Genomic DNA, 14,415 nt, shown 5'->3' on the forward strand with positions numbered 1-14,415 from the left:
TTATATACACAAATAGTAAAATTCGTAATAAAATATATGCCATAAATTATGGTTTGAGTATTTTCAAAACCAAAAATAACACTAACGGAGTTACGAAATGAAAAAATTCATGGACAAAAATTTTTTGCTAGAAACAAAAACTGCTCAAAAACTTTTTGACGCTTGCAAAGATGAACCGCTTTGGGACTACCATTGCCACCTTATTCCTGCTCAAATTGCAGAAAATAAAAAATTCAAAAATTTAACAGAAATTTGGCTTGGTGGAGACCACTACAAATGGCGCCAGATGAGAACTTACGGAGTTACCGAGGACTACATCACAGGCGATAAACCAGATTATGAAAAATTCTTAAAATGGGCAGAAACGATTGAGCATCTCATCGGAAATCCTCTTTACCATTGGACACATATGGAACTCCAGCGCTATTTTGGAATTTATGAACCACTCACTGTAGAATCAGCACCTCGCATCTGGGAAAAAGCAAATGCAATGCTACAGACAGATGAACTTTCTGTAAAAGGAATTTTCGAGAAATTTCATGTTTATGCAGTAGGAACAACAGACGACCCAATCGATGACCTTGAATACCACAAGGCAATCGCAGCAGGAACCGCTCCTATCGGAAAAATCAACACAAAGGTTCGCCCTTCATATCGCCCAGACAAAGCATTAAATATCAACCTTCCAACTTATAAAGATTATATGAAAAAACTTTCAGAAGTTTCTGGAATCGATATTAAAACTTCAGATGATGTAATTGCTGCTCTCATAAAACGCCTCGATTACTTTGTCGAAGTTGGTTGCAAAGCGTCAGACCATGCACTTGAATATCCTCCTTGCAAAGTAGACACAGATGCAAACATCGATGCAGTTGTTGCACGTGCATTAAAAGGCGAAGTTATTTCAGAAAGCGAAGCAGAAGCATACAAAACAAAAGTTTTAGTAGCACTCGGACGCGCTTATGCAGAAAGAGGAATCGTACAGCAGTGGCACATGAATGCAATCCGCGACAACAATAAAGCAATGTTCAAAAAATTAGGTCCGGACACAGGATTCGACGGTTCACACGACAAGCCAATGGCAGAAAATCTTGCTGGTCTTCTTTCTCTTATCGAAGCAGCAGGCGGAACTCCAAAAACAATTCTCTATACTTTAAATCCAAAAGATTACTATTCTATGGGTACAATTATGGGTTGCTTCCAGGGTGGAGGAATCAAAGGCAAAATTCAGATGGGTTCAGGCTGGTGGTTCTGTGACCACAAAGATGGAATGGAACAGCAGATAAAAGTTCTGGGCAATCTCGGAATGATACCTGCATTTGTCGGAATGTTAACCGATTCCCGCTCGTTCCTCTCTTATTCGCGCCACGAATATTTCCGCCGCATACTCTGCAACATCATTGGAACTTGGGTAGAAAACGGTGAATATCCTGATGACGAAAAAATGCTCACAAAAATAGTAAAAGACATAAGCTTTGGCAATGCACTTAACTACTTTGGAAAATAACTCGTCTAAAAAGTAAAACCCCAAAAATAAAAAACGAGGCACTTCAAAATGAAGTGCCTTTTTCTTTTTCATCTATTGCTGAATATATTATTTAATTGCAAAGTTTTTCTTAAAACCTAAAAAATTTAAAATTCATCTTAAACATCATTTTTTTCAATTTTTTCTTTCATCCGCTCAATCGCTTCCTTTAATCCAACATTTTTAGATTTTGTAGTGAGCCAAAAGTGAACTTTTTCTTTATTTTCATCATTGATTTTTCTTATAGTGTGTTTAAGATTTTCAAGCTTTACTACGAATTCGCTCTGCGTTGCAAATTTTCTAATCTTCGCCATCAAATTAAGCGAATATCCTAAATCCACAGCAAAAACACCATAAAAAAATCCAACAAAAAAGCAAAAAGCCAAATGATTGGTGAACCAATAAAGCCAGTCTAAGATTCTCGGATGCAGAATAAAATAATACAAGGCGCTCAACAGATACCAAAAAAAAGTATACAGCGGACAAATAAGCCCCTGAAAATTTCCCCACATTCCAGAATAATCCCACAGTTTTATATTCATTCCTTTAATAAAAATCAAACCGCCAATGTATTCAAGAAAAGTAATTGAAATCGCCATAAAAACAAATAGTACAATTTTTTGCAAAATCTTGTTCTCAACAAAACTCACATCAATAAAACTAAGCGAAAAAAGAATGATTAAACTAAAACCATACAATGGCAAATATGGCCCAATAAAAAAACCGGGATTTATCCATTTGCGTTCAGGATTGTTTGCACTAAAAAAACGGCGCCAAAAAACTTCAAGAACCCAACCAAGAGAACTTCCTGCAAAAAATAAAAATAATATGACAAGCAAAAAACTCATAGTTAAAAAATACCTTAGAACTAAAGACAGGTCAAATTTATATGGGGCAGGGTGCCACCCTCACAAAGTTCGGGTCGGGCTCTTGCTACAACTCCTCGGGCAAGCCCTGCGGTGTTTCCGCAACGATCCCTGGCACAAAAAAATCCATCACAAAGCGAAAATGTCGCACTGCAATGGATTTTATACTAACAAACAATGCTTCACTTACGAAGCGTTGTCTATTTTGCTTTTACAACTTCAATATCAAAAGCGATATATGCACCACCAGGAATAACACCGGGATATCCTTGATCTCCATAAGCCAAATCTGATGGAATTACAACAGTTCTTTTTTCTCCCAATTTCATATCTTGAACCATTATGTCAAATCCGGGAATCATCTGTCCGCCTGCTGTTACAAATTCTAAAGGTCCTCTGCCTGCCGATTGGTCAAAAACGCGTCCGTCAACCAAATATCCTTTGTATTCGCAAGCAACGTTTTTTCTTCCACCAATTTTTGCACCATTTCCTTCTTTTGTTGTCTTCCAATAAATTCCGTTGGAATCAACAGCAAATCCTTTAAAATTCTTTTCAACTTCTGCAATTTTTTTTGCATTTGCAAGTTTTTTTGCTTCTTGCGCTTTTGCACCAGCTTCTTTTGAAAGCTTGTCAAAATTCTCTTGATTTGCAGTAAATTTCTTTGCTTTTTCACCTTGTCGCACGATAGTAACTTTTATAATTTTATCACCCTGCGCAATAGCATTTACAACTTTTTGGCTTTCATCATTAACAACTTTACCAAAAATAGTGTGTTTGCCATTCAACCAAGTTGTTGGAACATGAGTAATAAAAAACTGCGAGCCATTCGTAGAAGGTCCAGAATTTGCCATTGCCAAAAGACCAGGTTTTTCAAAAGTCAAATCTTCAAAACATTCATCTGCAAACCTATAACCAGGACCACCACGACCAGACCCTTCAGGGTCGCCACCTTGAATCATAAAATCAGAAATTACACGATGAAAAGTAAGCCCATCATAAAATTTCTTACCTTTTGAAGCATCTAAAGTTCCTTCCGCAAGACCAACAAAATTAGTTACAGTCAACGGAGTTTTTTCATAAAAAAGCTCAAGAACGATTGGCCCCTTAGAAGTTTCCATTATCGCAAAAACTCCATCTTTTCCTTCTATAGCTTTTAATTCCTTATCCATAGATTTACATCCCCCAAAATTTATTGCCAGACAGCCCATAATAGCCACTAGAATTTTTGATTTCATATTCCCTCCACGTAAAAAGGTTTATCACAAATTTTTTATTCGCATAAAATTCTATCAAAACTGATAAGTAAACCAATTAAAAATAGCATCTATGCGATTCGCCAAAGATTTTTGAATTTTATCTCCCAAAAGAGGTATTGTTTTGTGTTTTGCTTGCAAAAGCATATAAACAAGATAAGAATCATCGTTATCTATCACAACCATGCTTATCTTTACACTGTTAGGCTCTAAAGCACGAACAAATGAATAAGTCCAACTTTCAGAATTGGTAAGAGTGAATCCAACTTCATTTTCTTTTTGCAAATAATTCGCAGAATAAACGCTCTTTCCAAAAGAATTATCTTCCAAAAAACAAAAGATATTAAGACCGTCCGCAGAACCTTCTGTAACATCTGCAAGGGAAATATTTTTTTCTTCCAACGATTTGCAAACATACGCCTCGTGATAGAGAGTTTGCCATTTTTTTCTCGTCTCAGAATAATATCGCATTCCTTTCATCTTTGAAATTGAACGCACAATTTTTGAAACGTTATCGATTGAAAAATCAACTTCCTCTGGAAAAGAACTTTTTTCTTTTAATTCAGATTTTTTTACCAAAAAAAGATTTTCCGAAACTAAATTAGGTTTTTCCGAAAGATTCCAAGAATTTGCCACTTTCTGTGAACAAACTGTATTAGGAGTAAGGGTTAAAGAAACATCTTCATTTTGAAAAATTCTTCTTATAGACCCTTTTTCGTTTAATTCGCTAACAAGTTCTGGCTTCAAAAACATATCTGTAGAGTTTGCATAAAGTTGTGCAAAAAGTGAAATAACAACACCAAAAATGCAAAACTTTTTATTCATTAAAATCCCGAACCTTTGTAAATAACTCTAACCTGTTTGTAAAGACCTTCGCCTTCGCTAATAGTTTCTACATCAGGAATGTCGTTTAATGTAGTATGAATAAGGCGACGTTCAAAAGGATTCATTGGTTCGAGCAACACAGACTGTCTCGTTGAGCGTACTCTGTCTGCTACGTTATAAGCGAGATGTACAAGGTTTTCTTCGCGGCGCACTCTGTAGTTTTCTGTGTCCAATATAACGCGCACATCTTCCCTTCCAAGTCTGCCAGCATAAACATTTGCAAGGAGCTGCAACGCGTCCAAATTTTTTCCTTTGCGACCTATTAGTATCGAAGATGATGATGAAGAAAGTTTAATGCAAACCTTTTTCTCTTCTCTAAAAGAAATTTCTACGGCAACGTCGTAACCCATTTTTTCGATAATATTTGAAATAAAATCCAAAAGTTTTTGTTCAAATTCATCTTTAGCAATAGGATTTACAACTGCTTTTTTATAAGGTTTTTCCATTTCATAAGAATGTTTAGCGGGTGGGTTTACACTGCCATCATTCACAGGATGAACGCGGATTTTTACATATCCTGATTTAAAAAGTGATTTTTTTTGAGTTTCAATAATTTCAACATCAAAATGATCGCGTTCCAGTCCCAATTCAGAGGCTGCTTTTTCAATCGCTTCTTTTTCATTTTTTCCTTCAAATTCGTAATTCATATATCCCCTTAGGAAGAAGCGAATTATTTGCATCTTCCATTTTTAGTTTATTTTTTTATCCTTGAATTGATGAACAACTGTTGTCCAAGTTGAATCAAATTGCTTACAGTCCAGTAAAGCAACAATCCAGAAGGAGCATTGTAAAACAGGAAGAAAAACAAAATCGGCATTCCATACATCATTAACTTCATTTGAGTATTTGACTGTCCTACGGATGTTCCTCCGTTTTGAGTTATTTTTCCAAAAAGCAACTGGCTTATAACATAAATAACAGGCAAGAGTCTTATTTGGTTACCCAATAAAGGAATATCAAATCCCAAAGTTTTTACAGTATCTCCAGTGCTCAAATCGCTTATCCAACCAGGAATAAAACTTGCTCCTCGGAATTCAAAATAATTGTTAAAAAGATTATACATCGCAAACAAAATTACAAATTGAACCAACATCGGCAAACAGCCAGAAAGAGGATTATATCCTATCTCTTTGTACAATTTTGCAGTCTGCTCGTTTAACTTTTGTGGATTTCCTTTGTATTTTTCTTGAAGTGCCTGCATTTTAGGCTGAACTTCCTGCATTTTTACAGTGCTTTTTGCCGTCTTTGCAGTTATTGGGAACATCGCAAATTTTAAAATTGCCGTAACGATTATTATTGAAATTCCCCAGTTATGAACAAACTTATTTATAAATTCGAGCAAGAATTTTAATATAACTTCCAGCCAACTCAAAAATCCACTGGTTTGCATGCTGTCATCAAATCTAACTGAATCCAATTTCCAAACATTATTTTCTGGAACATTATAGATTCTTAAATCTTTTTCGTTACGAGGTCCCACATAAATGTAATAAGTGTCATTTGAACCTTCCGCATTAACGGCTTGTCTTGTAATTATTGCCTGCGCATTATTTTTTTCGCTCAAATCTGACTTTGAAGTATAAGTAACTTTTTCAGACATAACATCATTAGAAGCAGGATAAATTAAAACTTCAAAATATTTTCCTGCCATAGAAACCCACTTCCAAGGTTTGTCATAAGTTTTTGTCTGATTTGTTCCAAGAACAACGCTTTTTTTGCTCTTGCCGTTGTAAGAGATGAACTGACGATTTTCGTATCTGTTCATTTTTGGATTATAGAAAGGTCCCATCTGTGGAGAAGTTCTCAAAGAATAAGCAGCATTGTCTAAATCCAGACCCTTAAAATTTTCTCCAGGAGAAACTGTAACATCGAGTTTAAAAACGTAATCGGAATCATCAAAATAATAGGTTTTTACAATAGTGAATTCGCCTATCGTACCATCGGAATTTTTAACCTTATAGTTTTTGAAAAAACCAATAGTTTTATCATTTATCTTTTTTGCTGTAAAAATTTCATTAGAAATTGAAGCGTCTGCTCCACCAATTGAAAGAGAAAAAGCTCTATTTTTTGCAGATATATTATCTGCCATTTCAATATAGCTGTTTCGTTCAGAATCAAAATGATCTTTTAATTGATAGCTTAATACATCGCCACCGCGATTTGTAAAAATTACTTTCACTTTTTTTGTTTCAATCGTAAAATTTTCTTCAAGCAGATTTTCGTCATTTAAAGCTGTTAAAGATTTTTCTACAAAAGTATCTGCAATTTGGGAATTTACATCATTTTGAACATTATTCTCTTTTTCCACTCCCACAGAATTTTTTGAAACATCCTCTACAGGCGGCGTATTTTTTGGCATAAGATACGATTGCACTGCAAAAAATCCTATAAGAACAACAGATGAAAGTCCTATAGCCCAAGCGGTATTTTTTTCCATAATAAATATTCTCCAAAATTTTTATTAGTTTTGATATGGATAATTGTTTTATTTAAAATCTACTTTATTCGATAAGAAATCGCTAAAAATCACGTTTAAGGAACTGGATCGTAACCACCTTTAAAAAAAGGATTGCACTTTAAAATTCTTTTTCCTGCAAGATACGAACCTTTTAAAGAACCATATTTTTTTATTGAATCCATCGCATATTGAGAGCAAGTCGGATAATATCTGCAACATCTAGGAAACAATGGAGAAATACACGCTCTATAGATTTTTATGATAAAACATAAAAAAATCACAAAGAATTTTCGCATTCCTTTAACAGTCCAGCTTTTTTACATAATATCTGAAATTGTTCACACCGCGAGAGGAACGAATTATTTTCGGAAAGAGGATATAAAAGAAAAATCATATCGTAACCGATGTTCAGGTGTGATTTTAGATTTCGGAAAGATTCACGTCCAAATCGTTTTGCACGATTTCTTTGAACAGCATTGCCAAAACCATGGGGAAAAGAAAAACAAATTCTGTTGAATTCTTTATTGTTTGGAAGATAAAAAAGTTTTGCTCCCAAAACACTGACTCTTTTCCCATTTTTAAAAAGATTTCTAATTTCTGAAGCGCATTTTATCCTCTCTCTTAGTTTAAAACACTTAGAATGTGATAATAGCGCTTCCATTTTCTTTTAATAAAATCTTAGTATTTCTTTTTTTCGTCTGCAACAGAAAGCTTTGTGCGACCTTTTGCACGACGACGAGCAAGAATTGCGCGTCCACCACGAGTTGCCATGCGAGCACGGAAACCGAATTTTCTATTTCTTTTTACTTTGCTTGGTTGATATGTTCTTAACATTGGAACATCTCCTTATTTTTACGGAACTTGTCATTACAAATCCCAAATTTTATTAAAAAAATATAGTGTTGTAGAATATATCAGATATATTAAATATTGGTCAACATATCCTTTTTCATATCATCGAACATTTTTTGTAATTCAGGAGGAAGTTTGTTTTCTTCTTTTTTTTCTTGAGAACTTTTATATGCAAAGCCACTATTTTCTAAAATTCTTTGTTCTTCTTCAATCTTTTTTTCTTCGTTCAGGCGTTCTTTTTGTTCATTGATTTTTGAATTAACCTTTGAAAGTTCTGCATTTGTTCCTGCAAGTCGAAAAGCGAGCGAATTGATTTTTAATTCTGGAATTTTCATTTCAAAACCACGAAGAATATATTTTTTATAATTTCCAAGCATTTGAATCCAGCCTGGATGATCTGCTTCTACAAGTAAAATTCCATTTTTTAAATCCACAACTTTTGAATGGCTTGCCATATTTTTTCCGATATTTTCGCCATTTATGCTGTTAGATTTTATTGACTCTACAATTTCCCGCCATAAGTTAAAAATTTTATTTCCCTGTTCAATTTGAGAAGGACTTATGTTTTTAAAAATGCGAGTTATCATTTCAGAAGCATTCATAATATCATTTTCTTTCATTCCATCGCCCCTCTTCAATTTCAAAAACTTTCGTGCCTTCTTTCATATAACGGCTATAAGGTTCGCCAGGTAAAAAAGTACAAAAAAGCTGGTCATACTCTGGCAAAAGTTGTGTAACCGCTTGCCGTTTTTCTGGATCTAATTCCAAAAGAACGTCGTCCATAAGCAAAACAGGCTTTTTTCCTGTTACGTTTGAATAAAAAATCGCCTGACCTATCCTTAAAAGAATTGCAATAAGTCTTCTCTGCCCTGTAGATGCTGTAGAAATAAAATCTTTTCCATTACGCAAGAATTTTATTCTATCTCTATGCGGGCCGCTCATTGTTGTCATTATTGTCTTATCGATTTCTCTTTTTGAATTTAAAATTTCAAATACTTTTTCTTTTGTTGGAACTATATTACTTGTTTCTTCTGACTTCCAACTAGGCTCATAACTTATAAAAATTCCATCTATCCCAGTAATTTTTTCATACAGCTTTCCAAAAATTTGGTTGAATTGAAAAATTGCATCTCTTCTTTTTTTTATTATTTCTATTCCGTTTTGAACAAGCTGAATATCAAAAATATCGAGCATTTCATAATTTTTTTCTTTAAGAGATATATTTCTGCTTTTTAAAATTTTTTTGTAATTTCTGTTTGTGTCGATATAAATTAAATCGTACATAGAAAGGCATTGGTCAATAAAAAAACGTCGCCTCTCTGGCTCTCCAACAGCAAATTCTAAATCGTCATGACAAAACAAAATGCACGGAACTGTATTTATGAGTTCTTTTCTGTCTTTTATCCATTTTCCGTTTTTGTCGATTCGTTTTTTATCGTTTTCGTAAAAAATAGAAATATTTTCTGTAGAGCCATTTTCCATTTTGTACAAAGTTTTTATGGAAAAATCTTTAAATCCTTTTTTTACAACTTCACCGTCCGCTCTCGTTCTAAAAGAACTTCCGTAAGCAGAATAATAAATTGATTCAAGAAGATTGCTTTTCCCTTGACCGTTTTCGCCTACAAAATAAACTTCTCTTGATGAAAGATTTATAGTTGAGTCTTGAATATTTCTATAATTTACATAAGAGATTGAAAGTATTGGCATCCAATTTTAAGCCATTTGCATAGGCATAATTATGTGGAAGTAATCTTCTGCCGGTTCAGAAAGCATTGTTACTGCTTTCATTTCTCCTGAAAATTCAAATTTAATCATTTCAACATTCATAAAACGAAGTGGTTCTTCAATATATCTGTAATTCATAGCGATTGTAACTTCGTCACCTGCATATTCGCATGGAATTTCAACTTCTGCATCTCCAGAATCAGATTCTTGTGAAGTAAGTTTTAAAACTCCAGGACAAATGTTAAAGAAAATTCTGCCAGCTTTTTTATCAACCATGATAGAAGTTCTTTTTAAAGATTCTACAAGTTCATTTTTTTGAACTTTAAAATTATAAAGTTGAGTTTCAGGAATTACTCTCATATAGTTTGGAAATTGACCTTCAATTAAAGTTGAAGAAAGCTCATAATTTTGAAAACGGAAGAAAATCATTTTATCAACGATTGCTATTGAAATATTTCCTTCATCTGAAAGATGCTTTGCAACTATATTCAAAACTTTTGGATGAACGATTGCAGACGGAAAATCAGGAATTCCAGATTCAAATTGTTTAGAAACATAAGCAAGTCTTCTTCCATCTGTTGCCACTAAAACAAGTTTATCATTTTTCTTTTCAAAATAAACACCGTTCATAAAATATCGTGTTTCATCAGAACTTACAGCAAAAGAAGTTTGGCTTATCATCTTTTTTATATCTTTAGAAGGAATTTCAAAAAATGGAACTTCTTGTGCAACTGGAAATTCAGGAAATTTATCTTGAGATGTGCATTTTAATTGGAATTTTATTTTTTTTGTAGAATGACGAATCAAAGCGATTATTTGATTATCTTTTTGTTGAATTTCAAAAACAATTTCGCCTTCATCTAGACCAGAAAGAATTCCTAAAAATTTATCGCAAAAAACAGTTGTTGACCCTTCTTCTTCAATATCAACTGGAATTTTTGTTTCAAAGTTTACTTTTATATCAGTTGCTTTGATTGTTAAAGTATTATCTTTTGCAATGAATAAAACATTGGAAAGAATTGAAAGAGCACTTTTTGTGGAAATTATTTCCTGTGCTATTGAAATTTCGTTAATCATTGAATTTCTATCAAAAGTAAACTTCATATTTATCTCCTGCGTGTTATACACATTTATATTAAATTCTAAATTTTAAATAAATTTAGTAATAGTAATAATAATTCCTGTGAATTTGTTGAAAACTCATATATCTCTTTATAAAGCAAGTATTTTTAAAGTTGATAACTCAAGTTTTAAATTCACTTTAAATTCACTATTGCACAACCTTTATTTTTATCAACAGGCTATCAACAGGATTTTATCATAATTATAAACAAATTTGTTGTTTTATTTTTTGTAATCTTTTACCTCTCTTATTAAAAGATTTATTGTAGAATTCATAGATGAATCGGTTTTTAAAAGGTCTGCAATTTTATCCCTTGCGTGCATAATCGTAGTGTGATCTCTTCCTCCAAATTCGTTCCCAATTTCTGTTGTGGAATATTCAGTTAAATCGCAGCAGATATAAACTGATATTTGGCGTGGAGTTACATATTTTCTATCTTTTTTCTTGCTTTTTAAATCTGAAATTGAAACATTGTAATGATCTGCAACAACTTTTTGTATTATTTCTATCGTAATGCTTCCAGAATAAGGATTGTTTATCGTATCTCGTAACTGAGATTGAGCGATTTCCACAGTTATTGGTTTTCCAACTAGTTCTGCATATCCAATCAACTTTGTTATGCAGGATTCTATATCGCGGACATTTGTTTGACAATTTTTAGCTATGTATTCTATTACATCCTGAGGAATTTGTTTTTTTTGTATTTCAAGTTTTTTTTGAATTATCGCAAGTCTGTTTTCGTAATTTGGTGGTTGCAAATCGACATTTAAACCACGGCTAAACCTGGAACTTAAACGCTCTGTAAAACCTTTGATTTCTTTTATAGGACGATCACTTGTAAAAACTATTTGACCGTTTCTGTCGTATATAGAATTGAAAGTGTGAAAAAGTTCTTCCTGAGTTCCGTCTTTGCCTTCTAGAAATTGAATATCATCAAGTAAAAGAACATCTAAACTTCTGTATTTTTTTTTGAACAAATCGATAGTTTGATTTTTTAAAGAAGATGTAAATTCGTTTGTAAAACTTTCGGCACTCAAATAAGAAATTTTCATCTTTGAATCGTTATTTTGATATATGTAATTTCCAATTCCCTGCATTAAATGAGTTTTTCCTAAACCAACTCCACCGTAAATCAATATTGGATTATAAGCGTTTCCAGGATTTTTTGCGGCTGCCATAGAAGCGTTATAAGCGTATACGCTGTTTTCTCCCGGAACAAAAGTTTCAAAAATAAAATCATCTCTAAGTTGAGGATGTTTTTTTTGATTTGATTCTGAATCTTTTTTATTTTGAGTTGGAATAGTTTTTTTATGTTCAATTTGTTTTTCCTGAGTTTTTGCAGAATTTTCTGTATGTTCCAGTTTTTTTTCTTTTACTATATGTTCAAGTTTTATTGATTGGCCTGTAAGTTCGTTTATTTTTTGTTCTATTTTTGCAACAAAACCTTTTTTTACCATTTGAACCCACATAAACTCCGAAGAAACTGAAACTTTTATTAAAGAAAGGCTATCGCCTAAATATTCCATATTGAACCAAAGTAAAAATTCATCTTCTCTGCCAGCAGAGTTAAGTTCTTTGTGAATCTGATTTATCGCTTCTTCAAAAAATTCTTTATAATTCTGATTAGACATACGCTGATTATAATTCACCTTTACTTTTTTCTTCAATACAAATATAATTTCCAAAACTGGAAAGGTCTATTCATGTCTTTTGCACAAATCCTAAAATAATATAATATAAGGAAATAAAAATGGCTTCTTCTTATGATGCGGGAAGTATTCAAGTTTTAAAAGGGCTTGAAGCTGTACGCAAACGTCCTGGAATGTATATAGGTTCAACAGGACCAAAAGGACTTCATCACCTTGTTTATGAAACTGTTGATAACTGTATAGACGAAGCGATGGCAGGTCACTGCGATAAAATTGTAGTTGCCTTAGAAAAAGATGATATTGTTCGTGTTGAAGATAATGGTCGTGGAATTCCTGTTGCAATTCATCCTACAGAAAAAGTAAGTGCTTTGGAATTAGTTTTGACTAGACTCCATGCAGGCGGAAAATTCGATAAAAATTCCTATAAAGTTTCTGGTGGTTTGCACGGAGTAGGCGTTTCTTGTGTGAATGCTCTTTCGGACTGGCTTGAAGCAACTATAAAAAGAGACGGACATATATATCGTCAAAAATACGAAAAAGGTATTCCTGTAACAAAGGTCGATATAATTGGTGACACTCAAGATCACGGAACAATTATAAGATGGAAAGCAGATAAATCAATTTTTACAACCACAACAACTTACGATTGGGATGTATTAATTCAGCGTTTAAAAGAACTTGCATTTTTAAATAGTGGAATAGTCATAATCTTTAGAGATGAACGGTTAGAAAATCCAAAAGAAGAAGTTTTAAAATATGAAGGTGGAATCGTTCATTACGTAAAAGAATTAAATAACACTATAAAAAGCAAATTCTATTATCCAGAAGAGCCAATTTTTATAACAGGCGAAAAAGACAACGTTATAACAGAATTGGCTTTTCAATATAACGATAAATATTCAGAGTCTATATATTCTTATGTAAACGATATTCACACTGGCGATGGAGGAACTCATCTCGACGGATTTAAATCTGCCCTGCTTTTTGTATTGAAAAAGGCTTTTGAATCCAACGAAAAGATGAAGAAGAAACTAGATAAAGATGAAACTTTAACAGGAGATGATGTACGCTCTGGTCTTGTTGCAGTTTTATCGATGAAAATACCTGAACCAGAATTTGTAGGGCAGACTAAAGATAAACTTGGAAATCCAGAAGTTAGAGGAATTGTTGATTCTCTGATAAAAGAAAAACTCACTATTTATTTTGAGTTGAATCCTGATGTTTTGGAAAAAGTTCTTGAAAAATCCATTGGAGAAGCTGCTGCAAGAATTGCTGCTCGCAAAGCAAAGGAGAATACAAGAAAAAAAACTGTAGGGACATCCTTTGTAAAACCAGAAAAACTTTCTGACTGCTCTATAAAAGATAATCCTTCTATATGCGAAGTTTATATAGTCGAAGGAGATTCGGCTGGAGGTTCAGCAAAAAAAGGCAGAGATTCAAAAACGCAGGCAATTCTTCCTCTTTGGGGAAAAATGCTAAATGTTGAAAAAGTTGATCCTTCAAAAGTTGTAGGAAACGATAAATTAGACCCAGTTATAAAAACCTTGGGCGCAGGATTTGGAAAAGATTTTAACATAGAAAAATTGCGCTATCACAAAATAATCATAATGGCGGATGCTGATGTAGATGGTTCTCATATACGCACTTTGCTTTTGACTTTCTTTTTTAGATATATGCCAGAACTCATCACAAACGGTTATGTTTATCTTGCAATGCCTCCTCTTTTTAAAGTTCAACTTGGAAAAAAAGAACCTGTTTATTGCTATTCCGATGCGGATAGAGATGCAGCCCTTGCTGCCCTTGGTGACCAAAGAGATAAAGCAGATGTTCAACGCTACAAAGGTCTTGGCGAAATGGACGGCGAACAACTTTGGGAAACGACAATGGATCCTGCGCGCAGAAAAATGAGAGTTGTAACTGTTCCAGACGCACAAGCCGCAGACAAAATATTTACCGTTTGCATGGGTGAAGAAGTTGAACCAAGACGCGAATTCATAGAATCAAATTCAAGTTATGCAAATTTGGATATTTAAGTAAATTATTTTGATTGAGTTTGTCTAAATAGATTTTCAAAAGATA

The 14,415-nt window shown here is 33.3% G+C and carries 14 protein-coding genes; 2 read left to right on the forward strand and 12 right to left on the reverse strand.

Annotation, left to right across the window (positions count from 1 at the left end; genetic code table 11):
• Positions 1-97: 97 nt before the first annotated feature.
• A complete protein-coding gene (gene uxaC, locus FXX65_RS03160; protein WP_147615053.1) occupies positions 98-1,507 on the forward strand; it encodes a glucuronate isomerase in 1,410 nt (469 codons plus the stop codon).
• Between the two features lie 137 nt (positions 1,508-1,644).
• Here uxaC and FXX65_RS03165 read toward each other — a convergent pair whose 3' ends face one another.
• The 12 genes from FXX65_RS03165 to dnaA form a co-directional block, all read right to left on the reverse strand.
• Positions 1,645-2,373, reverse strand: a complete 729-nt coding sequence (locus tag FXX65_RS03165) for a putative ABC transporter permease (protein ID WP_147613412.1) — start codon at positions 2,371-2,373, stop codon at positions 1,645-1,647.
• Positions 2,374-2,591: 218 nt separating this feature from the next.
• Complete coding sequence (locus tag FXX65_RS03170) at positions 2,592-3,626, reverse strand: peptidylprolyl isomerase (protein WP_246104338.1); 1,035 nt, start codon at positions 3,624-3,626, stop codon at positions 2,592-2,594.
• Between the two features lie 54 nt (positions 3,627-3,680).
• The gene (locus tag FXX65_RS03175; protein ID WP_147613413.1) at positions 3,681-4,469 is read right to left on the reverse strand and encodes a DUF6675 family protein; all 789 of its coding nucleotides are present in this window, start codon (positions 4,467-4,469) and stop codon (positions 3,681-3,683) included.
• The gene (gene jag / locus FXX65_RS03180) at positions 4,469-5,176 is read right to left on the reverse strand and encodes an RNA-binding cell elongation regulator Jag/EloR (RefSeq protein ID WP_147615054.1); all 708 of its coding nucleotides are present in this window, start codon (positions 5,174-5,176) and stop codon (positions 4,469-4,471) included. The genes FXX65_RS03175 and jag overlap by 1 nt, the downstream gene beginning before the upstream one ends.
• 47 nt (positions 5,177-5,223) lie before the next feature.
• Positions 5,224-6,966, reverse strand: coding sequence for a membrane protein insertase YidC (yidC, locus tag FXX65_RS03185; RefSeq protein WP_147615055.1), 1,743 nt, complete (start codon positions 6,964-6,966; stop codon positions 5,224-5,226).
• A 95-nt stretch (positions 6,967-7,061) separates the two neighbouring features.
• Positions 7,062-7,283, reverse strand: a complete 222-nt coding sequence (gene yidD, locus FXX65_RS03190; RefSeq protein ID WP_147615056.1) for a membrane protein insertion efficiency factor YidD — start codon at positions 7,281-7,283, stop codon at positions 7,062-7,064.
• The gene (gene rnpA / locus FXX65_RS03195) at positions 7,265-7,648 is read right to left on the reverse strand and encodes a ribonuclease P protein component (RefSeq protein ID WP_147615057.1); all 384 of its coding nucleotides are present in this window, start codon (positions 7,646-7,648) and stop codon (positions 7,265-7,267) included. Before rnpA ends, yidD begins: the two co-directional genes overlap by 19 nt.
• A gap of 17 nt (positions 7,649-7,665) precedes the next feature.
• A complete protein-coding gene (gene rpmH / locus FXX65_RS03200) occupies positions 7,666-7,821 on the reverse strand; it encodes a 50S ribosomal protein L34 (protein WP_147613418.1) in 156 nt (51 codons plus the stop codon).
• 89 nt (positions 7,822-7,910) lie between these two features.
• Positions 7,911-8,459, reverse strand: coding sequence for a DUF721 domain-containing protein (locus FXX65_RS03205; protein WP_147615058.1), 549 nt, complete (start codon positions 8,457-8,459; stop codon positions 7,911-7,913).
• Positions 8,446-9,546, reverse strand: coding sequence for a DNA replication/repair protein RecF (gene recF, locus FXX65_RS03210; protein ID WP_147615059.1), 1,101 nt, complete (start codon positions 9,544-9,546; stop codon positions 8,446-8,448). Before recF ends, FXX65_RS03205 begins: the two co-directional genes overlap by 14 nt.
• A gap of 6 nt (positions 9,547-9,552) precedes the next feature.
• Entirely contained in the window at positions 9,553-10,668 is a 1,116-nt protein-coding gene (dnaN, locus tag FXX65_RS03215) for a DNA polymerase III subunit beta (RefSeq protein ID WP_147615060.1), read from the reverse strand.
• Between the two features lie 240 nt (positions 10,669-10,908).
• Positions 10,909-12,318: a chromosomal replication initiator protein DnaA gene (dnaA, locus tag FXX65_RS03220; protein ID WP_147615061.1), complete on the reverse strand. Its 1,410-nt coding sequence runs from the start codon at positions 12,316-12,318 to the stop codon at positions 10,909-10,911.
• A 119-nt stretch (positions 12,319-12,437) separates the two neighbouring features.
• On the opposite strand from dnaA, the gene gyrB reads away from it, so the two are divergent.
• Positions 12,438-14,369 carry a DNA topoisomerase (ATP-hydrolyzing) subunit B gene (gene gyrB, locus FXX65_RS03225; RefSeq protein WP_147615062.1) on the forward strand — a complete coding sequence of 644 codons (1,932 nt, stop codon included), beginning with the start codon at positions 12,438-12,440 and terminating at the stop codon, positions 14,367-14,369.
• Positions 14,370-14,415: the final 46 nt, after the last annotated feature.

It is taken from the genome of Treponema pectinovorum (assembly GCF_900497595.1).
Lineage (GTDB): Bacteria > Spirochaetota > Spirochaetia > Treponematales > Treponemataceae > Treponema_D > Treponema_D pectinovorum.

What these genes read in the sequence shown, in the direction of transcription:
- uxaC (WP_147615053.1), top strand. Translation starts at nt 98, where the DNA reads ATGAAAAAATTCATGGACAAAAATTTTTTGCTAGAAACAAAAACTGCT.
- FXX65_RS03165 (WP_147613412.1), bottom strand. Translation starts at nt 2,373, where the DNA reads ATGAGTTTTTTGCTTGTCATATTATTTTTATTTTTTGCAGGAAGTTCT.
- FXX65_RS03170 (WP_246104338.1), bottom strand. Translation starts at nt 3,626, where the DNA reads ATGAAATCAAAAATTCTAGTGGCTATTATGGGCTGTCTGGCAATAAAT.
- FXX65_RS03175 (WP_147613413.1), bottom strand. Translation starts at nt 4,469, where the DNA reads ATGAATAAAAAGTTTTGCATTTTTGGTGTTGTTATTTCACTTTTTGCA.
- jag (WP_147615054.1), bottom strand. Translation starts at nt 5,176, where the DNA reads ATGAATTACGAATTTGAAGGAAAAAATGAAAAAGAAGCGATTGAAAAA.
- yidC (WP_147615055.1), bottom strand. Translation starts at nt 6,966, where the DNA reads ATGGAAAAAAATACCGCTTGGGCTATAGGACTTTCATCTGTTGTTCTT.
- yidD (WP_147615056.1), bottom strand. Translation starts at nt 7,283, where the DNA reads ATGCGAAAATTCTTTGTGATTTTTTTATGTTTTATCATAAAAATCTAT.
- rnpA (WP_147615057.1), bottom strand. Translation starts at nt 7,648, where the DNA reads ATGGAAGCGCTATTATCACATTCTAAGTGTTTTAAACTAAGAGAGAGG.
- rpmH (WP_147613418.1), bottom strand. Translation starts at nt 7,821, where the DNA reads ATGTTAAGAACATATCAACCAAGCAAAGTAAAAAGAAATAGAAAATTC.
- FXX65_RS03205 (WP_147615058.1), bottom strand. Translation starts at nt 8,459, where the DNA reads ATGAAAGAAAATGATATTATGAATGCTTCTGAAATGATAACTCGCATT.
- recF (WP_147615059.1), bottom strand. Translation starts at nt 9,546, where the DNA reads ATGCCAATACTTTCAATCTCTTATGTAAATTATAGAAATATTCAAGAC.
- dnaN (WP_147615060.1), bottom strand. Translation starts at nt 10,668, where the DNA reads ATGAAGTTTACTTTTGATAGAAATTCAATGATTAACGAAATTTCAATA.
- dnaA (WP_147615061.1), bottom strand. Translation starts at nt 12,318, where the DNA reads ATGTCTAATCAGAATTATAAAGAATTTTTTGAAGAAGCGATAAATCAG.
- gyrB (WP_147615062.1), top strand. Translation starts at nt 12,438, where the DNA reads ATGGCTTCTTCTTATGATGCGGGAAGTATTCAAGTTTTAAAAGGGCTT.